Consider the following 24,678-nt stretch of genomic DNA (forward strand, 5'->3'; position numbering starts at 1 on the left):
ACCAGAAACGGACAACGTTGTCAATACGTTCCCGAGCCGGCCGCGGCGCCGAAGGGCGGCCCGGGGCCGCCCTCCGCGTCGGGTCTACTCGGCGGCCGCGCCCTCGCCCGGGGCGCCGGCGTCCTTCTTCCCTGCGGCCTCGGGCGCCGCAGCGTCCTCAGTGGCCTCGGTGGCTTCGGTGGCTTCGAGCGCCACGGCATTTTCGGTGGCTTCGAGCGCCACTCCCCGGCGCTCGATGACGTCGAAGGTGCCGTCGCCGTTGAGGTCGCGCTCGATCAGGTCGGGCACGCCGTCGCCGTCGAGGTCGGTCTCCAGGGTGTCGATGACGCCGTCGCCGTCGGCGTCGATCGCGTGCGTCTCGAAGGTCCCGTCGCCGTCGAGGTCGACGTAGACCTCACCGTCGGGGTGGACGACGGCGTCGAACTTGTCATCGTTGTTGTAGTCGATGTAGATGGTGTCGCCGATCCGCGTGGTCGCGTCGGGCACACCGTCCCCGTTCAGGTCGTAGACGACCTCGGTGGAGGTGGTGGGCGCGTCCTCGGTGTCGCTCATGGCGTTCATCCCTGCCTGTCGGTGTCGGAGTACGCAGTCTACGAATCCCGGGCCGGGGCACCGGCCCGCAGGGAGTCCAGGAACCCGTCCACCAGGCGCTCCTGCCGGGCGGCGCCGAAGGCCTCCGGGTCGAACAGGGCCTGGGTGACCAGGCCGTGGGTGAAGGCGGCGACCCGCGCCGCCAGGTCGGCCGGGTCGCCCGCGCCGATCTCGCCGCGCTCCTGGGCGTCGGCGACGTGCCGGGCGAGCTTGGCCCGCCAGCGCGTGTAGCGCGCGGCCTGCGCGGCGCCGAACCCGGCGTCGGCGAGCGCGAGGTCCCAGGAGCTGACCCAGACGCGGTTCATGGCGACCGCGTCGCCGTCGACGGGGGCGACGTCGAGGACGGCGGCGCGCAGCGCGGCGAGCCCGGGGGCCTCGGGGGTGCGGAGGGGCCGCTCGTCGGTGCGTTCGGCGGCGAGGTCGAGGGCGTGCCGGACGAGGAGGGCCTTGCTGGGGAAGTAGTGGGTGACCAGGCCGGTGGAGGCGCCGAGTTCGGCGGCGACGGCGCGCATGGTGAGGCCGGTGAATCCGGCGGTGGCGACGACGCGCCAGACGGCTTCGGACACGTCGCGGCGGCGGGCGTCGTGGTCTCCCTTGGCGGGCATGCGGGTTGTCCTCTCGGCGGGGTCGTGCCTATCCTACGTACCGAACGTTTGTTACGCACCTGTGGAGGCCACCCCATGCTGTACGTCCAACTCGATGACAAGGCCGTCCTGAAGGCCCTGGAACCCTGGCACGCCGCCGAGTTCGCCGACTACGTCGCCCGTGACCGCGAGCACCTGCGGCACTTCCTGGCGTGGGCCGACCGGATGCACGAGAAGGAGGCCGCCGAGGCCTGGCTGCGGATCTTCGCGCAGGGCGTGCTGGACGACACCCGCCGCATCTACGGGATCTGGGACGGCGACGAGCTGACCGGCGGGACGATGTTCGGCTCGATCACCGCGCGTTTCGGCTCCTGCGAGATCGGCGCGTGGCTGTCGCGCGACTCCGGTGGCCGCGGCCTGATCACCACCGCCGTCGGGCACATGATCGAGTGGGCGATCGAGGAGCGCGACCTGAACCGGGTGGAGTGGAAGTGCGAGCCGGAGAACGAGCCGAGCCGGCGGGTGGCCCAGCGGCTGGGGATGACCCGGGAGGGGCTGATGCGGGGCGCGTTCAAGGCGCGCGGCGACTACGTGGACATGGAGCTGTGGGCGCTGACCGCCGCCGACTGGCGCGCGCGGGGTTGACCTCAACCTGAGTTGAGGTGTGAGACTGCGGCCATGACTGAGAGCACGTACAAGGCCGTCGTCGTCAACCGGTTCGGCGGCCCGGAGGTCCTGGAGCTGGCCGAGCTGCCGGACCGGCCCCTGGCGCCGGGTGAGGTGCGGGTGGCGGTGAAGGCGGCGGGCATCCAGCCGGTGGACGCCTCGATCCGCGCGGGACTCATGCCGGCCACGATCGCCCCGCCGCCCTTCCCGATCACCCCGGGCAACGAGCTGGCCGGGGTGGTCGTGGAGTCGGCCTCGGACGACTGGGCGCCCGGGGACGCCGTCCTCGGCTTCCAGCCGCTGGTCGCCTACGCCGAGCGGGCGGTCCTGCCGGGGGCGCACCTGGTGGCCAAGCCGGAGGCGATGCCCTGGGAGATCGCCGGTTCCCTGTCGGCCTCCGGGCAGACCGCGCACATCGCGCTGGAGGCGCTGGGGGTGAAGGACGGCGACGTGCTGCTGGTGCACGGCGCGGCCGGTGGCGTCGGCACGGTCGCCGTCCAGCTGGCCCGGCACCGGGGCGCGACGGTGATCGGGACGGCCAGCGAGGGCAACCACGCGTATCTGCGCGAGCTGGGCGCGATCCCGGTGGCCTACGGCCCGGGCCTGCCGGAGCGGGTGCGCGCGGTGGCGCCGGGGCCGGTGACGGTGGCGTTCGACGCGGCGGTCGGCGAGGGCCACATCGCCGACTCGCTGGAGCTGACCGGCCAGGACGCCTCGCGGGTCGGCACGATCGTGGCCTACGAGGAGGCCGAGGCGGGCCGGGCGGTGGCGATCCGGGGTCCGCGCACGGCCGCGCGCCTCAACGAGCTGGCGCACCTGTGGTCCGACGGGGTCCTGAGGCTGACGGTCTCGCGCACCTACCGGCTGTCGGAGGCCGCCGAGGCGCACCGGGCCATCGAGACCGGGCGCGCCAGGGGCAAGTCGGTCTTCGTGACCGGCTGACGGAGCGCTATTCGAAGACGATGTGGACCAGGAACCAGGCGCACAGTCCGGCCAGGGCCAGCACGCCGATGGGCCGCCACCAGCGGGGCGGCTTGATGCCGAGCAGGACGCGGAGCCGTTCGCTGATGGTGTCGCCGGGTTTGCGGGTGAGGAGGGCGGCGATCTCGACGCCGGCGACGGCCAGGCCGAGGGTCACCAGGACCCACGCGGGTACTTCGGTCATGACGGGGGCCTTCCGCTCGGGCCGTCCACGATGGACGCCCGTGAGGTAAGTGTGACGCCCGCCACACTGTTCGGCAAGGCGGGATGAGCGGAAGGGCCAGGTCGGCGACCTGGCCCTTTCCGTCGGTGGCGCCGTCTCAGAGACCGAGCTCCTCGTAGACCGCCGCCGTCACCACCGCCGCCGCGGTGTGCGGGCCGACGTTCATGTGGTTCTTGGTGATCGCCACGGCCAGCCCGTTGACCGGGTCGGCGAAGCCGACCGAGCCGCCGGAGCCGTTCATGCCGAAGGTCCCGGGCCGCTCGGCGCCCTGCGGGAAGCCGGTGAACCAGCCGAGGGCCTTCTGCTGCGGGCGCCCGAAGATCCGGTCGTCGCCGGTGGTGGCCTCGGCACCGATCTCGGCAAGCCGCTCCGGAGAGACGAGCCGGACGCCGTCCACCTCGCCGAGCAGCGCGGCGTACATCTTCGCCAGGGCCCGGGCGGTCACCGTGCCCTGCGCGGCCAGTTCGGCGCCGACGACCTCGGGCCGGTTGGTGAGCTCGGCGGTGGGGCGGGCCCGGTCGGGGACGATGACGTCGAAACCGGCGGCCATCATCCGCTCCACGAGGGCGTTCCAGTTGCCGTCACTGAGATACGCTACGCGGCCCAGTTCCTCCTTCGGGACGCCGATGTAGAGCTCACCGGGCACGCCGAGCGGCGCGGCGACCTCCTCGGCGAGGACCTCGCCGATGGTGCGCCCGGTGGCGCGCCGGACGGTCTCGCCGAGCAGCCAGCCGAAGGTCCAGCCGTGGTAGCCGTGCGCGGTGCCGGGCTCCCACATGGGCTCGGCGGCCTCCAGGATCGCGCACATCGCGTCCCAGTCGACGAGGGTCTCCGGGGTGAGGTCGTGCGGCAGGTGCGGCACACCGGCCTGGTGCGCGAGGGCGTGCCGCAGGGTGGTCCCCGCCTTGCCGTTGGCGGCGAACTCCGGCCAGTGCGCGGCGATCGGGGTGTCGTAGCCGAGGGCGCCCCGCTCGGCCAGGACGTGGACGACGGTGGCGGTGACGCCCTTGCCGGTGGAGTGGCTGGGCACCAGGGTGTCGCGCTCCATGGGCCGGCCCGGGGCGGCCTCACCGGCGACGACGTCGACGAGGACCTCGCCGTGGTGGCGGACGGCGACCTGGACGCCGGTCTCCACGCCCTCGGCGACGAGGGTGTCGATGAGCTTCTGGACGCGGGTGGCGAGCTGGGACATCGGGGTGGCTCCTTCGTTCGGGGTGGCGGCGCGGCCGGGTGATGGGAGTCAGGCGGCGAGGACGGGCTCGGCCGGCTTCGGTGTGGGAAAGCGCAGGGCGATCAGCGCGGTCAGGAGGCAGACCGCGGCGGCGGTGAAGAAGACCGCGTCGACCGCCGAGACGAACGATGCCACGGCGTGATCACGGGCGTCCCCGGCGAGCCGGGCGATCCCGTTGATGGAGGTGCCGGGGACCTCGGCGGAGTAGAGCCGGACCATGACCGAGCCGAAGATCGCCGCGCCGAGCGAGCCGCCGAGGGTCTGGAAGAAGCGGACGCCGGTGGTGGCCACGCCGAGGTGCTCGCGGGGGGCGGCGTCCTGGACGGCCATGATCAGGATCCCGATGAGCTGCCCGAAGCCGATGCCGATCAGCAGCATCTCGCCGCGGATCGCCCACAGGGAGGTGCCGGTGCCGGACATGCCGAGCAGCAACAGGGCGACGGTGTTGAACAGCGAGCCGGAGACCAGGAAGGTGCGGGTGGACCAGCCCTTGGCGGCCAGCCGCCCCGACAGCAGGCCGACGGCGGTCAGGCCGATCGCCATGGGGATCATGAAGGTCCCGGCGCTGCTGGAGGCGACTCCCCTGGCGACCATCAGGTAGGTCATGACGTAGACGATCGAGCCCATCATCGCCAGGCCCACCAGGCCCTGCACGGCGAAGCCGAGGCGCACCACGCGGATGGTGAACAGCTTCAGCGGGAGGATCGGCTCGGCGGCCACCGCCTGCCGCCAGATGAACAGGCCGAGCATGGCGAGGGTGGCGGCGATCAGGCCGAGGACGACCGGCGAGCTCCACGCGTACTCGTCGCCGCCCCACTCGGTGATGAGCAGCAGCCCGGAGGCGAAGGCCGCGGCGAGCCCGGCGCCGAGGAAGTCGACCTTGTGCGCGCTGGAGTGGCGGGGGAAGCGCAGGACGAGGGCCGCGGCGGCGATGATCAGCACGCCCAGGGGGATGTTGATGTAGAAGATCCAGCGCCAGTTGCCGGCGTCGGCGAACAGTCCGCCGATGAACGGGCCGACCGACATGCCGACACCGGCGAAGATCCCGCCCATGCTGCCGCCGCGCCCGGACCCACCGGCCTCGCCCTCCTTGATGCGGGCGATGACGACCATCGTGACGCTCATCAGGCCGCCGCCCCCAATGCCCTGGAGGGCGCGGAAGGCGATGAGCTGGCCCATGTCCTGGGCGATCCCGCACAGCGCCGAGCCGGCCAGGAAGACGCCGACGGCGCCGATGAAGACGCGCTTGGCGCCCAGGACGTCGCAGAGCTTGCCGTAGAGGGGCAGGGCGGCGGTGGAGGCGAGCGCGAAGGCGCTGATCAGCCAGGGCATCCGCTCCATGCCGTGGACGGGGTCGAGCTCGCGGACGATCGGGACGGCGGCGGCCGAGACGATGTTCTGGTCGAGGACCGCCAGGACGATGGTGGCGAGGCAGACGATCATGCCGATGCCCTTCTGGGCCTCGCTCATCCCGGTGGGGGTCTTCACGTTCGTGGTCATGGCGAGAACCATAACCACGAACTTTTACCGAGTCAATGTTTTGATGCGGTCAATCTTTGATCCTGGTACAGTCAGGTCATGGACGAGGAGCTCAGCCTGCGGGAACGCAAGAAGATCCAGACCGGGCGGACGATCTGGACCACCGCCGTCGACCTGTTCCTGGAGCGCGGCTTCGACGCCGTCTCGGTCAAGGAGATCGCCGAGGCCGCCGAGGTCTCGAAGATGACGGTGTTCAACTACTTCCCCACCAAGGAGGACCTCGTCGTCCATCCGCTGGCCCAGCACACCGACGAGCCCGCCCGCGTGATCGGCTCCCGCCCACCGGGCACGACACCGGTGGAGGCCTGGCACGCGCACTTCATGCGCGCGCTCGCCGAACGCGACGCGGCCACCGGCCTCAGCGACGTACCGCTGGTCCGCAAGGTGCAGGACCTCATCCGCGACACCCCCGCGCTGTTCCAGCGGGCCCTGAGCTTCCGGCAGGACGGCCGCCGGAGCCTGGCGCGGGCCCTCGGCGAGGAGACCGGCGAGGTCACCGCGCGGCTGATGGCCGAGCAGATCCTCGCCGTCCGCGACAGCCTCGTGGAGATGAACTACCTGGCGATGCGCGCGGGAACCAGCGCCGACGACCGGTACCCGGACGCGGTGGCCGACGCCGAGCTCGCCTTCGGGCTGCTGCGCGACGGGCACGGCGGCCTCCTGCGCCGCGCGTGACGAAGGGCCCCGGCGCGTACGCCGGGGCCCTTCGGGGAGGTGCGCCTAGATGAAGGTGATGCGGTTGGCCGGGAGCGGCGCCGCCGGGGCGGTCGGCGAGCTGTGCGCGGCGAACCAGTCCACCAGGGCGTCGATGTCCAGGCCGCCGACGAGGCGGTCGGTGCCCTTGGCGAGCTCGGCGAAGCCGTCCCCGCCGTCGGCGAGGAAGATGTTCACCGTGACGCGGTACTTGGCGGCCGGGTCGAGCTTCACGCCGTTCAGCTTGACGCTGTCCACGACGATCTTCTCGGCGCCGGTCTTGGCCTGGTCCACGGTGTAGGTGAATCCGGCCGAGGGCTGGAGGACCTTCGGGCTGTTCAGGTTGGGCCCGCTGTACTGCTGCTGGAGCACGGTGACGATCTGCGCGCCGGTCAGGCTGATGGTGGTCACGTTGTTGTTGAACGGCTGGACCGTGAAGGCCTCGCCGTAGGTGACCACCCCGTCGCCCTCGCCCGCCGGCGAGGAGGCGTAGCTGAGGTCGGCCCGCACGCCGCCGGGGTTCATCAGCGCGATCACCGCCCCGCCCTTGTCGGCGGCGGAGGTCACCGCCAGCTGCGAGTCGGCGATGAGGTCGCCCAGCGGGCTCTCGGGGTTCTTCGAGCCGCGGCCGAGCATGGTGTCGGTGATGTACCCGATCTTCTTGTTGGCGATCGGGTCGACCTTCGTCTTGTACTTGGCGATGATCGCGGTCTCGCCGGCGTCCTTGGTGACGTCGCGCGTGACGATCTTGTTCGAGGCCTTGACGGAGGTGCGGACGATGTCGCGCGCCCTCTTGTCGTAGGTCACGTTGATCTCGGTGAACAGCCGCCCGAACGACGAGGACGAGGTCACCATGCGCGGCTTGCCCTCGGGGTCGGGGATGTTGCACACGTACGACTGGTGCGTGTGACCGGTGACCACGAGGTCGATCTGCGGGTCCAGGTTCTTGGCGATGTCGGTGATCGGGCCGGAGATGCCGTCGCCGGGACCGGGCGAGTCGCAGTTGTAGTTGTAGGTGTTGCTGGCGGGCAGGCCGCCCTCGTGCAGCAGCACCACGATCGACTTGACGCCGACCAGCTTGAGCAGCTTGGCGTAGAAGTTGGCCGTGGCGACCTCGTCCTTGAAGACCAGGTTCTTCACGCCCTCCTTGGCCACGATGTCACCGGTGCCCTCCAGGGTCATCCCGATGAACCCGACGCGCGCGCCGTCGGCGAAGTTCTTCACCCACACCGGCGGCAGGGCCGGCAGGCCGGTGCGCTTGTCGACGACGTTGGCGCCCAGCAGCGGGTAGTCGGCGCCGTCGTACGGGCTGGCCGGGTCGGCGCAGCCGTCCTTCTGGTGGCAGCCGCCCCGCTGGATCCGGCGCAGCTCGTCGATGCCCTCGTCGAACTCGTGGTTGCCGACCGAGGTCACGTCCAGGCCCAGGGCCTCCATCGCCTCGACGGTGGGCTCGTCGTGGAAGGCGGCCGACAGCAGCGGAGAGGCGCCGATGAGGTCGCCGGCGGCGACGGTCACGGTGTTCTGGTGGCCCTGGCGCGCCTGCTTCAGGTGCGTGGCCAGGTACTCCACGCCGCCCGACAGGACGGTGACCGGCTTCCCGTCGGGACCGATCCCGATCTGGGTGTTGGCCGAGGAGCCGGTGGGCGGCTCCAGGTTCCCGTGGAAGTCGTTGAACGCCAGGAGCTGAATGTCGGTGTACTTGTCCGGTTTCGCGGTGGCCGTGGGCGCGGCGAAGGCCACGCTTCCGAGCACCGCGACCGCGCCGAACGCCGCGAGTGCGCGACGCCGCCGTCCGGTCATGAGGGGCTCCCTTGTGAGAGGGGTATCGGGCTGTGCAGTGCACAGATAAGCAGAAGGAGGAAACGGACGGGTAACAAGGGGTGGGCCTCCCCCGGGACCGCGCCGGGAAATTAACCTTCATCCATGCGCACCGTCATGATCACCGGAGCCTCCCGCGGCATCGGCGCGGCCCTCGCCGCGCTGCTCGCCGCGCGCGGCGACCGCGTCCTGGCCGTCGTCCGCGATCCCGCCACCGCGCCCGAGGGCACCGAGGCGGTCGCCGCCGACCTGGCCGACCCCGCCGCCCTCGCCCGCGCGCTGCCCGCGCTCGACCGCCTGGACGCCCTCGTGCACTGCGCGGGCGTGGCCTCCGCCGGTCCCGTCGACGGCTTCTCCGTGGCCGGCTGGCAGCGCGAACTCAACATCAATCTCGTCGCGCCCGCCGAACTGACCCGCGCGACGCTGCCGGCGCTGCGGGCCTCGCGCGGGCACGTCGTGTTCGTCAACTCCGGCGTCGGCCTCGCCGCCGGTCCGATGTGGTCGGTCTACGGGGCGAGCAAACACGGATTGAAGGCCCTCGCCGACGCGCTGCGCGCCGAGGAGACCGGCGCGGTCCGGGTCACCACCGTCTACCCGGGCGTCACCGACACCGGGATGCAGCGGCAGTTGCGCGAGGACCTGTCCAGCGCCTACGACCCCACCCGCGCGATGAGCGCCGAAACGGTCGCCAAGACCCTGGAGTACGTCCTGGACGTACCGGCCGACGCGATGGTCGTGGACCTGCGCCTCACTCCCCCGGTGCCGATGCCGCACCCGGCGAGCAAGCCCTAGCCGATCATCCGCAGGGCCCGGCGCACGTGCGCGTTGGGATGCCCGGCGAGGCGTTCGAGCGCGCCGCCGGGCACGTCCGAGACCAGCCGGAGCGTGGCCAGCTGCCGGACGGCGCGGATCAGCGCGACGGCCCCGGCGTCCTCGTCGGCGAGGACGGCCAGGACCTCGGCGGCGTCGACCGTGGGCACCGCCGCACGGATCACCGCGGCGACCGTCTCGTCGCCGTCGACGGCGACGAGGCGCGTGCCGAGCAGCGTGTGTTCGGCGCAGGACACGACGGTGCCGTCACCGGCGGCCCACGCGCCCTGCGCCACCGCGCCGGGCGGCGGTGGCGGCGAGGCGTCCAGGCACGGCCAGGCCAGGTCGGCGGCCAGCTTCGCCACCGCGTCGGGATCGGCGTCGTCGGCCGGAAGCAGGTGGACGATCATCGCGCGCCGCTCTTCCCCTTCCACGAGTCCCTCCCCGGCGCGGCCGCGGCCGGACCGGGGAGCCCGCCGCGTCAGCCCAGGCTCAGCCGGGCGACCCGTCCCTTCGGGCCGGAGGCCCAGCAGGCGAATCCGTGCACGCAGTCGACGCTGTCGAAGGCGCCGTCGTCGAAGCGCCGCCAGGTGCGTCCGCCGTCGAGGGTGATGTCGCTGCCGCCGGGACCGACGGTGACCGCGATCGGCCCGGCCAGGAAGGACACGCCCGAGCGGTACTGCCCCGGCACCGACCGGGCGGTGGTGACCGCCGAGGGCCCGCGCTCGGTGTAGGCCGCGCCGCCGGGGGCGGCGTCGGGGGTGGTGTAGTCGCCGCCCACGAAGATCCCGTGCCTGGCGTCCCGGAACGCGGCGGCGTAGATGCCCGCGCTCGGCCCACTGGGCACGGGCGTGTCGTAGGCCTTCCAGGTGGCGCCCCGGTCGGGGGTGTGCAGCACGCGCGCCTTGGCGCCGCCGCCGGTCACCAGGAACCCGTTCGTGGAGTCGGCGGCCACCAGGCACTGCCCGCTGGCGGCGAAGGCGAACTCGCCGGGCAGGGCCTCGGGCGAGACCTCCGGGGCCAGGCGCGTCCAGGTGCGCCCGCCGTCGGGGGTGCGCACGAAGCGGATGCGCCCGTCCACCGGGTCGCTCATGGCGATGCCGTGGCGGGAGTCGAAGAAGGCCATGCAGTCGTAGAAGGCGGCCTCTTCGTCATTGGTGAAGGTCTTCGTCCAGGTCGCGCCGCCGTCATCGGTGACGTAGACCCGCGAGTCGGCGCCCGGGCCGATGGTGAGGGCCACCGCGCTCCTGGCGTCGAAGGCCTCGATGTCGCGGAACTCCAGCGCGGCGGCGTCGGGCGGCGAGACGTTCCGCCAGCTGCGCCCGGCGTCGGTGGTCCGCAGGACCGTCCCCTTGCTTCCGGCGACCCAGGCCGTGGTGGCCGAAACCGCCGACAGGCCCCGGAACTGGCTCGTCACACCGGTGTCGGTGAGCGTCCAGCCCAGGTCGAGGGACCGTTCGTGCTTCGGGATCGCCGTGCCCTCGGGCCCGGCCTGCGCGCTCCCGGGAGCGCCCGTGACCGCCACGATTAAAGCCAGCCCGGCCGCGGCCGCGCGCATGGTCTTCCGCATAGGCGGCAACCTACCAACCGCGAGGGGGTGCGGACAAGATCCCGGCGCGGGCGCGAAAAAGGGCGCCCCTCGCGGGGCGCCCTCCACTCGCGCTCAGACCTCCAGCACGTTCGGCACGATCATCGGCCGGCGGCGGTAGGTCTCGTTGACCCACCGCCCGACCGTGCGCCGGACGAGCTGCTGCAGCTGGTGCGGGTCGGTGACGCCGTCCTCGGAGGCCCGGTCGAGGGCCGCGGTGATCACCGGCAGCACCGGGTCGAAGGCGGCGGGGTCCTCGCTGAAGCCCTTCGCCGACACCGTCGGGCCGCCGACGACCTTTCCGGTCACCGAATCGATGACCACGGTCGCGGCGATGAAACCGCCGTCGCCGAGGATGCGCCGCTCGGTCAGCAGGCTCTCGCCCACGTCGCCCACGGCCAGGCCGTCGACGTAGATGTAGCTGTTCGGGACGTGCCCGACCACGCGCGCGACACCGTCGACGAGGTCGACCACGTCGCCGTCCTCGCACATCGCCACCTGCTCGGCGGGGACGCCGGAGGCCACCGCGAGACGCGCGTGCGCCCGCAGGTGCCGCCACTCGCCGTGCACGGGCATGAAGTTGCTGGGCCGCACCATGTTCAGCAGGTACAGCAGCTCACCGGCCGGGGCGTGCCCCGACACGTGCACCTTCGCCACGTCCTTGTGGATGACCGTCGCGCCCGCGCGGGACAGGCGGTTGATGACGCCGTAGACGGCCGTCTCGTTGCCCGGCACCAGCGACGAGGCCAGGACGACGGTGTCGCCGGGGCCCACGGTGATGTGCCGGTGGTCGCCGGAGGCCATCCGCCCCAGCGCCGACATCGGCTCGCCCTGCGAACCGGTCGACATGAACACGATCTCCTCCGGCGGCAGCGACGCGGCCTCGTCGAGGGAGACCAGCAGGTCGCCGGGGATGTTCAGCAGCTTCAGGTCCCGCGCGATGCCCATGTTGCGGACCATCGAGCGGCCGATGAGGGCGACCTTGCGGCCGTGCTCGGCGGCGGAGTCCATGACCTGCTGCACGCGGTGCACGTGCGAGGCGAAGGACGCCACGATGATGCGGCCGGTGGCGGTGCGGAAGATGTCGTCCAGGACGGGCCGGATGGCCTGCTCGGAGGTCACGAAGCCGGGGATCTCGGCGTTGGTGGAGTCCGACATCAGCAGGTCGACGCCCTCGGCGCCCAGGCGCGCGAAACCGGCCAGGTCGGTGATGCGGCCGTCGAGCGGGAGCTGGTCCATCTTGAAGTCGCCGGTGTGCAGGACGGTGCCCGCGCCGGTGCGGATCGCCACGGCCATCGCGTCGGGGATGGAGTGGTTGACCGCGAAGAACTCCAGCTCGAAGGGCCCCAGGCGCTCCTTGCCGCCCTCGCTGACCACGAGGCTGTAGGGCTTGATGCGCCGCTCGGCGAGCTTGGCCTCGATGAGCGCGATGGTGAACTGCGAACCGACGAGGGGGATGTCGGGCTTGTGCTGGAGCAGGTAGGGCACCGCGCCGATGTGGTCCTCGTGCCCGTGGGTGAGGACGACGGCCTCGATGTCGCCGAGGCGGTCCATGATGGGGGTGAAGTCCGGCAGGATCAGGTCGACGCCGGGCTGGTCCATGTCGGGGAACAGGACACCGCAGTCGACGACGAGGAGCTTCCCGTCGTACTCGAAGACGGCCATGTTGCGGCCGATCGCGCCCAGCCCGCCGAGCGGGATGATGCGCAGGGCGCCGTCCGCCAGCGGCGGCGGGGGTGCCAGTTCGGAGCTGGTCTTAGACATCGGAGGCCTCCTTGACGGTCTCACCGGAGGCGGCCAGGTCGGCCACCAGCAACGCGCGCAGCTCGTCATCGGCGTCGATCAGCGGCGAGCGCACCGGACCGGCGGGCAGGCCCTTGAGCGCGAGCAGGGCCTTGACGGCGATGGTGCCCTGGGTGCGGCCCATGATCCCGGCGATGGCGGGGGTCAGGGCCAGGTTGACGTCGCGGGCGGCGAGGGTGTCGCCGCGGTCGAACGCGTCGTACATGTCGGCGAGGCGGTGCCCGAAGAGGTGGGCGACGACGCTGACCGCGCCGGACCCGCCGATGGCCGCCGAGGCCAGGTTCAGCTCGTCGATGCCGCTGTAGACGGCCAGGTCCGTCTCGCGCAGGACGCGCTGGGTGGCGAAGAGGTCGCCCTTGGAGTCCTTCACCGCGGCGACGCGGGGGTGCGCGGCGAGGGTGATGATGGTGCCGGTCTCGATCGCCAGGCCGGTGCGGCCGGGGATGTCGTAGAGCATCACCGGGAGGCCGGTGGCGTCGGCGACGGCCGTGAAGTGGCGGACGAGCCCGGCCTGCGGGGGCTTGTTGTAGTAGGGCGTCACGGCGAGGAGCCCGTGGGCGCCGGTCTTCTCGGCGCGGCGGGCGAGTTCGACGCTGTGGGCGGTGTCGTTGGTGCCCACGCCACTGATCACGGTGGCGCGGTCGCCGACGGCCTCCAGGACGGCCCGCAGGACCGTCTCCTTCTCGGCGTCGCTCGTGGTGGCCGACTCGCCGGTGGTCCCGTTCAGCACGAGCCCGTCGCAGCGCTGCACGTCCACGAGGTGCGCGGCGAGTTCCTGCGCACCGGCGACGTCGACTTCGGACCGCTCGTCGAACGGGGTGATCATCGCGGTGAGCAGGCGCCCGAACGGGCGTGCGATGTGCGTCGTCATATGGTCAAACCTAACTGAGGCCGGACGCCTCTATCAGCCTTCGTGCACGTACGGGCTGCTGGCGACCTCGGTGCCGTCCTCCAGGGCGGTGATGGTGAAGTCGCGGAAGACGTTGGGCGCGGCCTCCTGGAGCTTGCGGAGGCAGTCGATCGCGGCGGCGCGGATCTCGACGTCGGCGTGCTCGGTGGCGCGCATGGCGATGAAGTGGCGCCAGGCGCGGTAGTTGCCGGTGACCACGATGCGGGTCTCGGTGGCGTTGGGGAGCACGGCGCGCGCGGCCTGGCGGGCCTGCTTGCGGCGCAGGGTCGCGTTGGGGACGTCGGCGAACTTCTTCTCCAGGCCTTCGAGGAGCTCGATGTAGGCCTGCTGGGAGGCGGCCGCGGCGGCGAGGAACTTCGCGTGCAGCTCGGGGTCCTCGGCGATGACGTCGGGCTCGACCATCATGGCGTCGCGCTCGGGGACGTAGCGCTGGGAGAGCTGGCTGTAGGAGAAGTGGCGGTGCCGGATGAGCTCGTGGGTGAGCGAGCGCGAGATGCCGGTCATGTAGAAGGACGCCGAGCCGTGCTCCAGGACGGAGAGGTGGCCGACCTCCAGGATGTGGCGCAGGTAGCCCTCGTTGGTGGCGGTGGCCGGGTTCGGCTTGCCCCAGGACTGGTAGCAGGCGCGTCCGGCGAACTCGGCGAGCGCCTGGCCGCCGTCGGCGTCGGTGCTCCACGGCACGTCGGCCGGGGCCTCGAAGTGGGTCCAGGCGATCAGCCTGAACTCCGGTGTGGTGGTTGCCGGCTCTCCGGACACGATGTCGCCCCTCGGTCAATGTCGGTTGATTCGCCTTGAGAATAGTTCTGTGCTGGGTTGGCATTGCATGACGCCACTGAAGGTGTCATACTGGCGTCATGGATCTGAGCCCTTATCTCGAAGCACTCCGCCGGGACTTCGTCAGCAGCGCGGCCCCCGGGGGCGAGGACGTCACGCGCACCGCCGAGCTCCTCGCCGGCTCCATCGAGGCGGCCATCCGGCTGTCGATGATGGAGGTCCTGTCCGCCGCGGCCGATGAGATCACCGACGAGCTGGACAAGAGCGGCCACCCCGCCACCGTCGAGGTGCGGATGCGCGGACGCCAGGCCGACCTGGTCGTCACCGACGCCCCGGCCGCCGCGCCCGCTCCCCCGCCGACCAGCGCCGGCGACTCCGGCGATGTCGCGCGCATCACCCTGCGGTTGCCCGAGCAGCTCAAGGAGGCCGTCGAGCAGGCCGCCTCCGCCGAGAGCATCTCGGTCAACGCCTGGCTGGTCCGGGCCATCAACGCCGCGGTCCACCACGGCGGCCCGACGCCCGGGGCGACCACCGGTCGCGCCAGGTTCACCGGCGGCCGCCGCATCACCGGCTACGCCCAGGCCTGAGACCCGAAGAGGATTGTGATGCCTGAATTCCCCTGCGCAACGCCCGTGCACGCCGACATCACCATGGCGGCCGGTCTCGGCGACATCACCTGCGAGGAGCGCGAGTCGGCCTACGTCGACGTCTCGCCCTACGAGCCCGGCGACCGCAACGGCGCCGAGGTGGCCGCGGCCACCGAGGTCCGCTTCGACGGCGACCGGCTCACCGTCCGGGTCCCCGAGGCGGGCATCGGATGGCTGTTCAAGCGCCAGCCCGCGCTGCGGATCACCGTCAAGCTGCCCTCGGGATCCTCGGTCAACGCCAAGTCGGCCTCGGCCGACCTGATCTCCCGGGGCCAGTCCACGCGCGTCCAGCTGAACAGCGGCAGCGGCTCGCTGTCGGTGGCCGACGCGCACGACATCGGCGTCAACACCGCCAGCGGTGACGTGAAGGTCATGCGCGCCGCGGGTTCGGTGCACGCCAACTCCGCCTCCGGCGACATCGAGATCGACCACGCCGACGGCGAGGTCAACGCGAAGTCGGCCTCCGGCGACATCCGGGTCGGCTTCGCCGGCGCGAAGCTGTCGGCGACCACGGCCTCCGGCGACGTGCTGGTCCGGCAGGGCCGGCGGGGCGTGCACAAGGTGCGCACCGTCTCCGGCTCGGTCTCCATCGGCGTCGCCAAGGGCACCGGCGTGTGGCTCGACCTGAGCACCACCTCCGGCCGCACCAGCAGCGACCTCTCGGTCGGGGACACCCCCGCCGGGAACATCGGTGAGCCGGACCTGAACCTGCAGGTCCGCACCATCAGCGGCGACATCGAGGTTCTGCGCACCCTGGACTGAGGCGGCACGCCTCAGGGGTGCGGGGCGAGAATCCAGCGAGGGGCGGTCACCGGACGGTGGCCGCCTCCCGTCGTCTAGACGTAGAGGCCGGTGAACGGCGCCCAGGGCAGGTTGCGGACGACCCAGAACACGCCCCACACGGCCAGGAACACGCTGATGGTGTTGGGACCGAAGGCGAGCTTCGGTAGCTTCAGCCTCGCGTTCGGGAACCACGTCCGCCACGCCCACGACAGGTACATGTAGACGATGAACGGCGCGGCGAAGACCGCGATGGCGTGGTAGCGGGCCGCCTCGGGCAGGTCGCCGTGCAGGAGGTACCAGAGCGCGCGCGTGCCGCCGCAGCCCGGGCAGTCGAAGCCGGTGACCAGCTTGAACGCGCACGCCCCCAGGTCCGGCTGGTCGTCGGTGGGGTTGTTGGCCAGCACGTACCAGACCGGCAGGGCCGCGCACAGCAGCAGCGCCAGGGGCCCCAGCGGGCCGGTGGCGATCTTCCGGAACACCCGCCGGACCGGGCCGTTCTTCGGCTCGGGGTAGACCGGCGCGGGGTACAGGTTCCCGTCGGGCCCGAGCACCATCTGCCGGTGCTCGGCGTGCTCGGCGCAGTCGGCCGCGCAGGGCTCGGGGTATCCCGTGGCAGGGGACGTGCCGACGGCGGCCGTCTCGCTCATCTCTCGCCTCCGGGTGCGCGCGTGGGGAGTCTCACGATACCCGCCGCGCGCTCACGCCAGGGCCGCGGCGACCTCGCCGGCGAAGTCGCCGCGCACCGGGGCCTCCACGTCGTCCAGGCCCAGCCAGCGCGCCATCTCGCGCAGCTCGGCGGCCAGCGCGGCGGCGGTGCCGCCGGGCGCGTGCGGTTCGCGCCAGACCGCCGGGACCCGCAGGACGCCCGCCTTGCGGTCGGCCTTGAGGTCCACGCGCGCGGCCAGGCCGTCCCCGAACAGGAACGGCAGCACGTAGTACCCGTACTGGCGCTTGGGCTCGGGCACGTAGATCTCGATGCGGTAGTGGAAGTCCCACAGCCGCAGCGTGCGGTCCCGCTCCCAGACCAGGGGGTCGAAGGGGCTGACCAGGGCCGCCGCCGAGACCTTGCGCGGGACGCGGGCGTCCCGGTGCAGGTAGGCGGGCTTGGCCCAGCCCTGCACGGTCACCGGGGTCAGCACGCCCTCCTCCAGCAGCTCCGTCAGTGCCGCGCGGGCCGGGGCGGGCTTGAGCCGGAAGTAGTCGCGCAGGTCGGTCTCGGTGGCCACGCCGAAGGACACCGCGGCGGCGGCCATCAGCTCGCGGTGGGCGTCGGCGACATCGGGCGTCGGCGCGTCCACGACCGCCTTCGGCAGCACCCGGGAGGTGAGGTCGTAGGTGCGCTCGAAGTTGGGCCGCCCGGCGGCGGTCACCTCACCGGCCCAGAACAGGTACTCCAGGGTCGCCTTGACCGCGCTCCAGTTCCAGCCCCAGTGGTCCTTGCGGCGGTCCAGGATCGAGGCGTCCTCCTTGGCCAGCTCGGCCTCGATGCCGCGCGCGGTGAGCGGGCCGTGCTCCTCGACGGTGGCCAGCACCCGCTTGACGAACTCGCGGTGGTCGCGGCCCATCCGGCGCATCGAGCCCCAGGCGTGCTCGTCGGCGGCGGCCATCCGCCAGCGCAGCAGCGGCTGGAACCGCACCGGCAACAGCGAGGCGGCGTGCCCCCAGTACTCGAACAGCTCGCGCTCGCCCCGGTAGGCGGCGTTGTCCACGAGCGTGGCGGGATAGGCGCCCAGCCGGGAGAAGACGGGCATGTAGTGCGCGCGCACCAGCACGTTCACCGAGTCGATCTGCAGCGCGTTGGTGTGGGCGAGGACCTTGCGCAGGTGCCGGGCGGTGGGCGTCGCGGTGGGACGCGCCGCCGCGAAGCCCTGCGCGGCCAGGGCGACGCGGCGCGCCTGGGCGTTGGTCAGGGTCGCCGTGGAGAGAGTCGTGGCCACCGGCGGAGGCTACCGCAGGGGTCCGACGGGATCTCCGCTAGCGGAGCGAGACGCGCATGAGCCGCCACACGATGAGCAGGAACACGATCACCATCAGGGCGATCATGATCCACAGGACCCACATCGCCAGCGCGGTGTTCGGGCCCGGCCCGGCGGTGGCGCGCAGCTCGTTCCGCTCGCCCAGCCGCAGCTTCCAGGTGACCGTCTTCCCGTTCGCGCCCACCTCCCCGTTGGTGGTCAGCACGCGCCCGGGGAACGTCACCGCGACCCGCATGTCGGCCCGGTCGAAGGCGGCGATGATCTCCGGATCGATCGGCCCGCCACCGGAGGGCGGGGTGTAGGTCTGGTCGATCACACCGGTCAGGACGTAGTCCTCACCCTCGTGGACGATGCGGATGTGGTCGCCGCCGGAGTCGTCGGTGTCATTGAACTCCGACAGCGGCGTGTTCTCGAAGGTGTACCGCACCCCCGCGTAGACGCCGTCGTCGTAGGGCTCCTGCCGGGTGATGCCCTTGACGGGCTCGCCGCCCAGCGGGTCGCCGCCCAGGTTCAGCCTGTCCCGGAGCGCCTTGTCGAAGGCGACCACGACCGTGCCGCTGACGGTGTCGTCCCGGTTGACCGTGACGTTCATGTCGAACTTGACGCACCCGGCCAGCGCGAGGACGCCGAACAGCGCCAGCAGTGCCGTGCCCAGGACCCGCCCCCGTGTGGTGATCACGCGACCGATCGTAATGGATCGGTCGCGGGCCGTTAGGTAAGCGCGACGTGCAGACGGCGTTGCGGCACGACGACGCCGTCCATGTCCAGGCCGCGGGTCTTGCCGTCGAAGGCCCAGCCCGCCGAGGTCAGGAACTTGATGGTCGCCGGGTCCTCGCCGAACGCCCAGGCCCGCGCGCCGGTGAAGCCCTCGTCACCCCAGTGGGCCGTGGCGGCCGACAGGAGACGGCTGCCGTGACCGCGCCTGCCGAAACGCGGCTCCACCAAGAGATCCGTGATGGCGGCGGTGGTCACCGGCGCGTCCGGGCGAGGGGAATCCTCGCCGGGTGCTGCGGTATCGTCGTCCGCTGGACCGATCGCCACGAATCCGACGGCCATCTCGGCGCCTCCGGACTGCTCGACGGCGATCAGGACGTGGTGACGATCCGAGGGCGGGGCGGTCACGGCCTCCCGCCAGCGGTCGGTCAGCCAGGACTTGTCGAGCCGTTCGAGAATGTGCGGGGGGACCAGAAGGGCGTACGCGGTACGCCAGGTGAGGAGTTGCAGCCGCGCTATCTCGGCAGCGTCCTCTGCGCGTGCCGGGCGCACATAACCGGTCGCCATGCGGCAAGAGTACGGGCACGTTCCGGAGCGCTCGCGGGGCACCGGGTGAGGTTTGGAGTTGCGGGAGAAGGTGGCTGTGGTCGAGGCGGAGCGGGAGGCCGGTGAGTCGGCCGATCCACGCCGTCCCCGCAACCCGCGGGCCCGGCTCGCGCTCCAGCTCCTGGCCGTCCTGGCCCTGGTCGGGCTGACCTGGTACCTGGTGGACGTCTACGGCGGCCAGCACCACCTCTTCGACTTCCGCATCTACCGCAAGGCCGTCCGCTACTGGCTGGCCGGCGGCAACGTCTACGACTACTGGCAGCCCGACGTCATCAACGGCACCCTCGGCTACACCTATCCGCCGTTCGCCTCGGTGCTGATGGCGCCGATGGGGGCGCTGCCGTGGGACGTGGCGAAATGGGCGCACATCCTGGCGATGGCGGCCTGCCTGATCGTGACCTCGTACTGGCTGCTGGCGCCCCTGCTGCGCAGGCACAAGGTGCCCATCTGGCTGGGCCTGGCCGTCGCCGGGTGCTTCATCGTCAGCGTCGAGCCGATCCGGGAGACCCTCAGCTTCGGCCAGGTCAACCTCATGCTGATCGCGCTGGTCCTGGGGGACGTCCTGTTCCTGGTCCGCCGCGACTCGCGGCTGGCCGGCGTCGGCATCGGCCTGGCCACCGCCATCAAGCTCACCCCCGGCATCTTCATCGTCTACCTGCTGGTCACCCGCCGCTGGCGCGCGGCGGCCGGTTCGGTGGTCGCCGCGGCGGCCGCGTCGCTGCTGGCGGCGGTGGTCGACCCGCGCATGTCGATCCGGTTCTGGCTGATCACCGCCTGGGACTCCGGGCGCGTCGGCCACAACGACAACACGTCCAACCAGTCGATCGCCGGGCTCCTCGCCCGGATCTTCGACCCCCGGCCCTACCCGCAGATCATGTGGCTGATCCTGGTCGCCGCGGCCGTCGGCTACGGCATGTGGCGGGCGGCGAAGGCCGTCCGCGAGGGCGACGAGATCGCCGGGCTGACCATCACCGGCGTCGTCGGCATCCTCATCTCACCGGTGTCCTGGACGCACCACGTGTACTGGATCGTCCCCGCTCTGCTGATCATCGCCGACGTCGTCGCCACCGGCTGGCGGACCATGTCCTCCCGCGCGAAATGGTCCTACGCCGTGCTGGGCGCGCTGACCTATCTGCCCTTCATGTACTCCTTCGTCTGGCTGTTCGCCGAGGAGCCCGGCAAGCACTGGGACCACGGCCTCCCGTGGTTCCTGGCCGAGAACACCTACGTGTTCGTGCTGGTCGCGCTGCTCGTCTGGCTGCCGATCCGCAAGGGCGTGGACGCCACCGACAGCCGCCCCGGCGTGTGGTGGCCGGTGTTCCGGCGCGCGCCTCAGCCGTCGAAGGTGTAGCGGACCACGTCCAGCTCGGCCCCGAAGAAGTCGTAGACCGAGCTCTCGCCGTCCTCGCTGAAGCCGTGCCGCAGGTAGAAGCGGCGGGCGCGCTCGTTGCCGTCGAGGGCCCACAGCCGCACCGGCGACACCCCGCGCCCGCGCAGGTCCTCCAGCGCCCGCGTCATCAGCGCGTGCCCCGCGCCGGTGCCCCAGCGCTCCGGGTCGACGTAAATGGCGTAGATCTCTCCCCCGCCGCCCTCGCCCCGCTGGTCGCCGTAGTTGACGAAGCCGACCGGGCCGCCGCCGTCCTCGGCGAGCAGCTCGGTGCGCCCGGGACGCCGCTCGGCCAGCCGCGCCGCCCACCTCGCGGCGTGCTCGTCCGGGTCGAAGCGCGCCAGCGCCTCGGCGGGCACCAGGCCCTCGTAGGCGCCGCGCCAGCAGCGCACGTGCAACGCGGCCAGGGCGGGGACGTCGGCGGGGGCGACGGGGCGGATGCGCATCAAACTCCACTGCTCCTTCTGGCGCTGCCTGATTCCACAGTGGACGGTACCGGGTTGCCCGTGGCGGCCAGCGCCGCCCGGTAGGCGGCCATCGCCGCCGCGGCGTCCCCCGCGGCCTCGTAGAGCGCCGCCAGCCGCGTCCGGGCCGGGATCGCCTGCGGGATGCCGGACTCGCCGTCCAGCACCGCACCGGCCGCGCGCGCCCGCTCCAGCGCGCCCGCCCGGTCACCGCGCGCCAGGGCCGCCTCGCCCAGGGCGATGTCGGCCCACAGGACCACCGTCGAGCCCGCCTCCGCCAGCCGGTCGCGGGCCTCCGTCGCGTAGGCCACCGCCTCGCCCGGCTCACCGAGCCGCAGCGCGGCCTCGGCCAGCCAGATCTCGGCGCGCGCCACGTCCACCACGCCGCCGAACTCGGCCGACTCGGCCCGCACCGCCAGGAACACCTCCCGCGCCCGCGCGGGCTCCACCCGCAGCGACAGGATCCCCACCAGCAGCCGCAGCTGCGAGAGGTTGCGCAACCGGTCGGTCTCCCCGAACAACGCCAGCGACCGCTCCGCCAGGCTCAGCGCGCCGTCCAGGTCGCCGCGCCCGTAGGCGCCGTTGGCGGCGTTCCAGTAGGCCGAGGCGCGCGCCAGCGGACTGCCCAGCTCCTCGGCCACGCCGATCATGCGGTGCACGATCACCGAGGCGCGGTGCGCGTCCCCGCGGTCCTGGTAGACCCCCGCCAGGGTCACGCCCAGCCGCACCGACGCGTCCGACCAGCCCAGCCCGAGCCGCTCGAAGGCGCGCAGGGCCCGCTCGCCGAGATCGGCGGCGTAGGCGGGATCGCCCAGCTCGCGGTAGCAGCGCATGACGTCCACGGCGCGTTCGGCCCAGGTCGCGCCGCCCTCCTCGGCGATGTTCATCAGCGCCTCGAAGGCCGAGGCGGCCTCGGCGTGGCGGCCGAGCAGTTCCAGGGCCTGCGCGCGGCCCAGGGCGGCGCGGTCGCGGACGCGCGCCTCGTCCAGCAGGTTCTCGAACTCGGCGAGGGCCTCGGCGTGCGAGCCGTTGTGGAGGGCGATCCCGGCGAAGGCGAGGCGTCGCTCGGCCTCGCGCACGTCGTCGGGTTCCCGCCCGCTCGCCAGGAACCCGGCGGTGGTGCCGAGCGCGCCGGCCAGATGGGCGAGGACCCCCTGGGACGGGCGGCGCTTGCCGGACTCGATGAGCGACAGGTGCGCCGCCGAGAGCAGCCCCGGCGAGGTCAGCTCGCTCTGCGAGCGGCCCGCGGCGGTACGAGCCTCGCGGATCCGGTGGCCCACGTTCGCGTCGATGTCCACGGAGAGAAACCCTACCTGAAAAGCCGATCTTTACAAACCTTTGCCACGTGATTTACATTCGGCGGCATGACCGACCCGAAGATCGAGACCATCACCCGCTTCTTCGCCGCCTACGCCGCCAAGGACACCGACGGCATGGCCGCCACCCTCTCCCCCGACATCGCCTGGACCATCCCCGGACGCCACCCCCTGTCCGGCACCAAACACGGCCTCGACGAAGTCCGCGCCTTCTTCGACGCCCTCGGCCGCGCCGGATTCCAGGCCGAACCCGTCTTCCTCGAAGCCAACGACGAATACGTCGTCGACATCCACCGCGGCTGGACCACCGAAGGCACCGGCACCGTCGACACCACCTGGGCCCTCGTCTGGCACTTCGACGCCGAAGGGCGCATCGACCGCGTCATCAACCTCTCCGGCGACCAGCACCAAATGGACAACTACATCTGGGCCAACTTCGACCTGGCCCCGCTGCCCGCGCGACTGGCCTGAAACGCCGATGGCCGCCCCCCTCGCGGGTGGCGGCCATCGCACAGAACGTTCCTCAGCCGAGGAGGGCGTCCAGGCCGTGCGTCAGGCCCGGCCGCTTCACGACCTCGCGGATCGACAGCAGCACACCCGGCATGAACGACTCGCGGTCCAGGGAATCGTGCCGGATCGACATCCGCTCCCCCGGCCCGCCGAACAGGACCTCCTGCGAGGCCACGTAACCCGCCGAACGCACCGAATGGACCCGCACGCCGGCCACGTCCGCGCCGCGCGCGCCGTCCAGCTCCTCGGCCGTCGCGTCCGGCATCGCGCCCAGACCCGCCTCCGCCCGCGCCGCCGCGATCAGCTCCGCGGTCCGCGCGGCGGTGCCGCTGGGGGCGTCCACCTTCTTCGGGTGGTGCAGCTCGATGACCTCCACCGACTCGAAGAACCGGGCCGCGCGCGCCGCGAACTGCATCATCAGCACCGCGCCGATGCCGAAGTTGGGGGCGATGACCACCCCGGTCCCCGGCGCCTTCGCCAGCCACCCGCGCACGGCCGCAACCCGCTCGGGCGTGAACCCGGAGGTGCCCGCCACGACGTGGATCTCCCGGTCCAGGCACCACTTCACGTTGTCCATGACCACGTCGGGACGGGTCAGGTCCACCGCCACGTCGGCGCCGTCGAGGGCGTCCAGCGCGTCACCGGAACCGATCGCCGCCACCAGCTCCAGGTCGGGGGCCGCCTCGACGGCCCGCACGGCCTCCGAGCCCATCCGGCCCCGCGCCCCGATCACACCGACCCTGATCACACGTCGCTCCCGTCGAAGAAGGCGTCGTCGAAGGGACCGATCGCGGCCAGGGACCGGGGACGCCCGAGGACCTCCCCCGCCACCGCGCACACGTCGGCGACCGTGACGGCGTCCACGCGCGCCAGCAGCTCGTCCAGGCTCAGCAGGTCCCCGAACAGCAGCTCGCCCTTACCCAGGCGGCTCATCCGCGAACTGGTGTCCTCCATCGCCAGCACCATCGAGCCCTTCAGGGCGCCCTTGGCGCGCGCCACCTGCTCGGCGTCGCAGCCGCCGCCGGCGACCTCGTCGAGGGTCTGGCGGATCAGCTCCAGGACCTCCCGCGCCTTGCCCGGCGCACACCCGGCGTACACGCCGAACAGGCCCGTCTCGGCGTAGGCGGCGGTGTAGGCGTAGACCGAGTAGGCCAGGCCCCGCTCCTCGCGGATCCGCTGGAACAGCAGGCTCGACATGCCGCCGCCGAGGACCTGCGTGAGGACCTCCAGCGCGAAACGCCGCTCGTCGCGGCGCGGCAGCGCCCGGCAGCCCAGCACCAGGTGCGCCTGCTCGGTGTCCTTGCGGACCACGTTCACCACCGGGCCCAGGTCGGCGACCGGGTCGAAGGCCGAGCGGATCGGCGCCGGATCGGCGTCCTGCTTCAGCAGCGGCGCGAACGCGCGCTCCACCAGGTCCACCACGTGCTGGTGCCCGAGGTTCCCGGCGGCCGCGATGACCATGTTCGGGGCGGTGTAGCGCTCCCGGTAGAAGTCGTTGACGCGCCCGCGCGTCATGACCGTGATCGTCTGCACCGTCCCGGAGATCTCCCGCCCCAGCGGGTGGTCGCCGAACACGGCCGTGGCCAGCATGTCGTGCACGGCGTCGTCGGGCTCGTCGTCGTGCATGGCGATCTCTTCGAGGATCACCCCGCGCTCGGTCTCCACGTCCTCCTCGTCGAGGAGGGAGTCGCAGATGATGTCGCCCAGGACGTCCACGGCCAGCGGCAGGTCCTCATCGAGGACGCGCGCGTAGAAGCACGTGTGGTCTTTGGCGGTGAACGCGTTGGTGTCGCCGCCGACCGCCTCGATCTCGGCGGTGATGTCCAGGGCGTCGCGCCGCTCGGTGCCCTTGAACAGCAGGTGCTCCAGGAAGTGCGAGGCCCCGGAGAACTCCTCGGACTCGTCACGGGAGCCGATGCCGACCCACACCCCGATGGAGGCGCTGCGCATGGCGGGGATCGACTCGGTGATGATGCGCAGCCCGCCGGGCAGCACGGTACGCAGTACCGTGCCGCCCAGCGGGTCGTCCGCGACTGTGCGCGTCTGAGCGTCGCTCATGCGATT

At 72.2% G+C, this 24,678-nt stretch carries 27 protein-coding genes; 8 read left to right on the forward strand and 19 right to left on the reverse strand.

Annotated elements, in window-relative coordinates:
• Positions 1-84 precede the first annotated feature (84 nt).
• Positions 85-552, reverse strand: a complete 468-nt coding sequence (locus QSK10_RS01975; protein WP_285660828.1) for a hypothetical protein — start codon at positions 550-552, stop codon at positions 85-87.
• 38 nt (positions 553-590) lie between these two features.
• On the reverse strand, positions 591-1,196 hold the full coding sequence (locus QSK10_RS01980) for a TetR/AcrR family transcriptional regulator (protein WP_285660829.1): 606 nt from the start codon (positions 1,194-1,196) through the stop codon (positions 591-593).
• Between the two features lie 75 nt (positions 1,197-1,271).
• Here QSK10_RS01980 and QSK10_RS01985 point away from each other — a divergent pair, with 75 nt between their 5' ends.
• Positions 1,272-1,820, forward strand: coding sequence for a GNAT family N-acetyltransferase (locus QSK10_RS01985; protein WP_285660830.1), 549 nt, complete (start codon positions 1,272-1,274; stop codon positions 1,818-1,820).
• Between the two features lie 33 nt (positions 1,821-1,853).
• Positions 1,854-2,783, forward strand: coding sequence for an NADP-dependent oxidoreductase (locus QSK10_RS01990; RefSeq protein ID WP_285660831.1), 930 nt, complete (start codon positions 1,854-1,856; stop codon positions 2,781-2,783).
• Between the two features lie 7 nt (positions 2,784-2,790).
• Here QSK10_RS01990 and QSK10_RS01995 read toward each other — a convergent pair whose 3' ends face one another.
• The 3 genes from QSK10_RS01995 to QSK10_RS02005 form a co-directional block, all read right to left on the reverse strand.
• Positions 2,791-3,006: a hypothetical protein gene (locus tag QSK10_RS01995; protein WP_285660832.1), complete on the reverse strand. Its 216-nt coding sequence runs from the start codon at positions 3,004-3,006 to the stop codon at positions 2,791-2,793.
• Positions 3,007-3,142: 136 nt separating this feature from the next.
• On the reverse strand, positions 3,143-4,237 hold the full coding sequence (locus tag QSK10_RS02000; protein ID WP_285660833.1) for a serine hydrolase domain-containing protein: 1,095 nt from the start codon (positions 4,235-4,237) through the stop codon (positions 3,143-3,145).
• A 48-nt stretch (positions 4,238-4,285) separates the two neighbouring features.
• On the reverse strand, positions 4,286-5,776 hold the full coding sequence (locus QSK10_RS02005) for an MFS transporter (RefSeq protein ID WP_285660834.1): 1,491 nt from the start codon (positions 5,774-5,776) through the stop codon (positions 4,286-4,288).
• Positions 5,777-5,854: 78 nt separating this feature from the next.
• On the opposite strand from QSK10_RS02005, the gene QSK10_RS02010 reads away from it, so the two are divergent.
• Positions 5,855-6,490: a TetR/AcrR family transcriptional regulator gene (locus tag QSK10_RS02010; RefSeq protein ID WP_285660835.1), complete on the forward strand. Its 636-nt coding sequence runs from the start codon at positions 5,855-5,857 to the stop codon at positions 6,488-6,490.
• A gap of 45 nt (positions 6,491-6,535) precedes the next feature.
• Here the strand turns inward: QSK10_RS02010 and QSK10_RS02015 are convergent, their stop codons facing one another.
• Entirely contained in the window at positions 6,536-8,308 is a 1,773-nt protein-coding gene (locus QSK10_RS02015; protein WP_285660836.1) for a bifunctional metallophosphatase/5'-nucleotidase, read from the reverse strand.
• 123 nt (positions 8,309-8,431) lie between these two features.
• Here QSK10_RS02015 and QSK10_RS02020 point away from each other — a divergent pair, with 123 nt between their 5' ends.
• Positions 8,432-9,118 carry an SDR family oxidoreductase gene (locus tag QSK10_RS02020; RefSeq protein WP_285660837.1) on the forward strand — a complete coding sequence of 229 codons (687 nt, stop codon included), beginning with the start codon at positions 8,432-8,434 and terminating at the stop codon, positions 9,116-9,118.
• Here the strand turns inward: QSK10_RS02020 and QSK10_RS02025 are convergent.
• The 5 genes from QSK10_RS02025 to thyX all read right to left on the reverse strand — a co-directional run bounded on the left by QSK10_RS02025 (position 9,115) and on the right by thyX (position 14,193).
• Positions 9,115-9,570 carry a hypothetical protein gene (locus QSK10_RS02025; protein WP_285660838.1) on the reverse strand — a complete coding sequence of 152 codons (456 nt, stop codon included), beginning with the start codon at positions 9,568-9,570 and terminating at the stop codon, positions 9,115-9,117. The two genes, QSK10_RS02020 and QSK10_RS02025, sit on opposite strands and share 4 nt — an antisense overlap.
• A 47-nt stretch (positions 9,571-9,617) precedes the next feature.
• Positions 9,618-10,706: a WD40/YVTN/BNR-like repeat-containing protein gene (locus QSK10_RS02030; RefSeq protein ID WP_285660839.1), complete on the reverse strand. Its 1,089-nt coding sequence runs from the start codon at positions 10,704-10,706 to the stop codon at positions 9,618-9,620.
• Between the two features lie 93 nt (positions 10,707-10,799).
• Positions 10,800-12,488, reverse strand: a complete 1,689-nt coding sequence (locus tag QSK10_RS02035) for a ribonuclease J (protein ID WP_285660840.1) — start codon at positions 12,486-12,488, stop codon at positions 10,800-10,802.
• Positions 12,481-13,398: a 4-hydroxy-tetrahydrodipicolinate synthase gene (gene dapA / locus QSK10_RS02040; RefSeq protein ID WP_285660841.1), complete on the reverse strand. Its 918-nt coding sequence runs from the start codon at positions 13,396-13,398 to the stop codon at positions 12,481-12,483. Before dapA ends, QSK10_RS02035 begins: the two co-directional genes overlap by 8 nt.
• A 33-nt stretch (positions 13,399-13,431) precedes the next feature.
• Positions 13,432-14,193: an FAD-dependent thymidylate synthase gene (gene thyX, locus QSK10_RS02045; protein ID WP_285660842.1), complete on the reverse strand. Its 762-nt coding sequence runs from the start codon at positions 14,191-14,193 to the stop codon at positions 13,432-13,434.
• A gap of 98 nt (positions 14,194-14,291) precedes the next feature.
• Between thyX and QSK10_RS02050 the strand changes: the two genes are divergently transcribed.
• Entirely contained in the window at positions 14,292-14,798 is a 507-nt protein-coding gene (locus tag QSK10_RS02050; protein ID WP_285660843.1) for a toxin-antitoxin system HicB family antitoxin, read from the forward strand.
• A gap of 18 nt (positions 14,799-14,816) precedes the next feature.
• Positions 14,817-15,620 (forward strand): DUF4097 family beta strand repeat-containing protein, encoded by an 804-nt coding sequence (locus tag QSK10_RS02055; RefSeq protein WP_285660844.1) that lies wholly within the window; start codon positions 14,817-14,819, stop codon positions 15,618-15,620.
• Between the two features lie 74 nt (positions 15,621-15,694).
• On the opposite strand, the gene QSK10_RS02060 is transcribed toward QSK10_RS02055, so the two are convergent.
• From QSK10_RS02060 to QSK10_RS02075, 4 genes are read right to left on the reverse strand one after another with little or no spacing between them, the layout of a single operon-like run.
• Entirely contained in the window at positions 15,695-16,288 is a 594-nt protein-coding gene (locus QSK10_RS02060) for a DUF2752 domain-containing protein (RefSeq protein ID WP_285660845.1), read from the reverse strand.
• 51 nt (positions 16,289-16,339) lie between these two features.
• On the reverse strand, positions 16,340-17,578 hold the full coding sequence (locus QSK10_RS02065) for a winged helix-turn-helix domain-containing protein (RefSeq protein WP_285660846.1): 1,239 nt from the start codon (positions 17,576-17,578) through the stop codon (positions 16,340-16,342).
• 37 nt (positions 17,579-17,615) lie between these two features.
• The gene (locus QSK10_RS02070; RefSeq protein ID WP_285660847.1) at positions 17,616-18,296 is read right to left on the reverse strand and encodes an LppM family (lipo)protein; all 681 of its coding nucleotides are present in this window, start codon (positions 18,294-18,296) and stop codon (positions 17,616-17,618) included.
• A gap of 32 nt (positions 18,297-18,328) precedes the next feature.
• Positions 18,329-18,898 carry a GNAT family N-acetyltransferase gene (locus tag QSK10_RS02075; protein WP_285660848.1) on the reverse strand — a complete coding sequence of 190 codons (570 nt, stop codon included), beginning with the start codon at positions 18,896-18,898 and terminating at the stop codon, positions 18,329-18,331.
• 76 nt (positions 18,899-18,974) lie between these two features.
• Here QSK10_RS02075 and QSK10_RS02080 point away from each other — a divergent pair, with 76 nt between their 5' ends.
• Positions 18,975-20,288 carry a glycosyltransferase family 87 protein gene (locus QSK10_RS02080; protein ID WP_285660849.1) on the forward strand — a complete coding sequence of 438 codons (1,314 nt, stop codon included), beginning with the start codon at positions 18,975-18,977 and terminating at the stop codon, positions 20,286-20,288.
• On the opposite strand, the gene QSK10_RS02085 is transcribed toward QSK10_RS02080, so the two are convergent.
• Together QSK10_RS02085 and QSK10_RS02090 are read right to left on the reverse strand one after the other, a co-directional pair.
• Positions 20,270-20,770, reverse strand: a complete 501-nt coding sequence (locus QSK10_RS02085; RefSeq protein ID WP_285660850.1) for a GNAT family N-acetyltransferase — start codon at positions 20,768-20,770, stop codon at positions 20,270-20,272. The two genes, QSK10_RS02080 and QSK10_RS02085, sit on opposite strands and share 19 nt — an antisense overlap.
• Positions 20,770-22,086 (reverse strand): helix-turn-helix domain-containing protein, encoded by a 1,317-nt coding sequence (locus QSK10_RS02090; RefSeq protein ID WP_285660851.1) that lies wholly within the window; start codon positions 22,084-22,086, stop codon positions 20,770-20,772. The genes QSK10_RS02085 and QSK10_RS02090 overlap by 1 nt, the downstream gene beginning before the upstream one ends.
• Before the next feature lie 66 nt (positions 22,087-22,152).
• Here QSK10_RS02090 and QSK10_RS02095 point away from each other — a divergent pair, with 66 nt between their 5' ends.
• A complete protein-coding gene (locus tag QSK10_RS02095; RefSeq protein ID WP_285660852.1) occupies positions 22,153-22,575 on the forward strand; it encodes a nuclear transport factor 2 family protein in 423 nt (140 codons plus the stop codon).
• A gap of 52 nt (positions 22,576-22,627) precedes the next feature.
• Here the strand turns inward: QSK10_RS02095 and dapB are convergent, their stop codons facing one another.
• Positions 22,628-23,362, reverse strand: a complete 735-nt coding sequence (gene dapB, locus QSK10_RS02100; RefSeq protein WP_285660853.1) for a 4-hydroxy-tetrahydrodipicolinate reductase — start codon at positions 23,360-23,362, stop codon at positions 22,628-22,630.
• Positions 23,359-24,672, reverse strand: coding sequence for a M16 family metallopeptidase (locus tag QSK10_RS02105; RefSeq protein WP_285660854.1), 1,314 nt, complete (start codon positions 24,670-24,672; stop codon positions 23,359-23,361). Before QSK10_RS02105 ends, dapB begins: the two co-directional genes overlap by 4 nt.
• Positions 24,673-24,678 lie beyond the last annotated feature (6 nt).

Source organism: Actinorhabdospora filicis (assembly GCF_030269765.1).
GTDB lineage: Bacteria > Actinomycetota > Actinomycetes > Mycobacteriales > Micromonosporaceae > Actinorhabdospora > Actinorhabdospora filicis.

Excerpts from the sequence above, each read along its gene's own strand:
- QSK10_RS02095 (WP_285660852.1), top strand. The coding sequence starts at position 22,153 with ATGACCGACCCGAAGATCGAGACCATCACCCGCTTCTTCGCCGCCTAC.
- QSK10_RS01995 (WP_285660832.1), bottom strand. The coding sequence starts at position 3,006 with ATGACCGAAGTACCCGCGTGGGTCCTGGTGACCCTCGGCCTGGCCGTC.
- QSK10_RS02015 (WP_285660836.1), bottom strand. The coding sequence starts at position 8,308 with ATGACCGGACGGCGGCGTCGCGCACTCGCGGCGTTCGGCGCGGTCGCG.
- QSK10_RS02035 (WP_285660840.1), bottom strand. The coding sequence starts at position 12,488 with ATGTCTAAGACCAGCTCCGAACTGGCACCCCCGCCGCCGCTGGCGGAC.
- QSK10_RS02105 (WP_285660854.1), bottom strand. The coding sequence starts at position 24,672 with ATGAGCGACGCTCAGACGCGCACAGTCGCGGACGACCCGCTGGGCGGC.
- QSK10_RS01985 (WP_285660830.1), top strand. The coding sequence starts at position 1,272 with ATGCTGTACGTCCAACTCGATGACAAGGCCGTCCTGAAGGCCCTGGAA.
- QSK10_RS02005 (WP_285660834.1), bottom strand. The coding sequence starts at position 5,776 with ATGACCACGAACGTGAAGACCCCCACCGGGATGAGCGAGGCCCAGAAG.
- QSK10_RS02000 (WP_285660833.1), bottom strand. The coding sequence starts at position 4,237 with ATGTCCCAGCTCGCCACCCGCGTCCAGAAGCTCATCGACACCCTCGTC.
- QSK10_RS02030 (WP_285660839.1), bottom strand. The coding sequence starts at position 10,706 with ATGCGGAAGACCATGCGCGCGGCCGCGGCCGGGCTGGCTTTAATCGTG.
- QSK10_RS02085 (WP_285660850.1), bottom strand. The coding sequence starts at position 20,770 with ATGCGCATCCGCCCCGTCGCCCCCGCCGACGTCCCCGCCCTGGCCGCG.
- QSK10_RS02050 (WP_285660843.1), top strand. The coding sequence starts at position 14,292 with ATGGATCTGAGCCCTTATCTCGAAGCACTCCGCCGGGACTTCGTCAGC.
- QSK10_RS02075 (WP_285660848.1), bottom strand. The coding sequence starts at position 18,898 with ATGGCGACCGGTTATGTGCGCCCGGCACGCGCAGAGGACGCTGCCGAG.
- QSK10_RS02010 (WP_285660835.1), top strand. The coding sequence starts at position 5,855 with ATGGACGAGGAGCTCAGCCTGCGGGAACGCAAGAAGATCCAGACCGGG.
- QSK10_RS01975 (WP_285660828.1), bottom strand. The coding sequence starts at position 552 with ATGAGCGACACCGAGGACGCGCCCACCACCTCCACCGAGGTCGTCTAC.
- dapA (WP_285660841.1), bottom strand. The coding sequence starts at position 13,398 with ATGACGACGCACATCGCACGCCCGTTCGGGCGCCTGCTCACCGCGATG.
- QSK10_RS02055 (WP_285660844.1), top strand. The coding sequence starts at position 14,817 with ATGCCTGAATTCCCCTGCGCAACGCCCGTGCACGCCGACATCACCATG.
- QSK10_RS02060 (WP_285660845.1), bottom strand. The coding sequence starts at position 16,288 with ATGAGCGAGACGGCCGCCGTCGGCACGTCCCCTGCCACGGGATACCCC.
- QSK10_RS02020 (WP_285660837.1), top strand. The coding sequence starts at position 8,432 with ATGCGCACCGTCATGATCACCGGAGCCTCCCGCGGCATCGGCGCGGCC.
- QSK10_RS01980 (WP_285660829.1), bottom strand. The coding sequence starts at position 1,196 with ATGCCCGCCAAGGGAGACCACGACGCCCGCCGCCGCGACGTGTCCGAA.
- QSK10_RS01990 (WP_285660831.1), top strand. The coding sequence starts at position 1,854 with ATGACTGAGAGCACGTACAAGGCCGTCGTCGTCAACCGGTTCGGCGGC.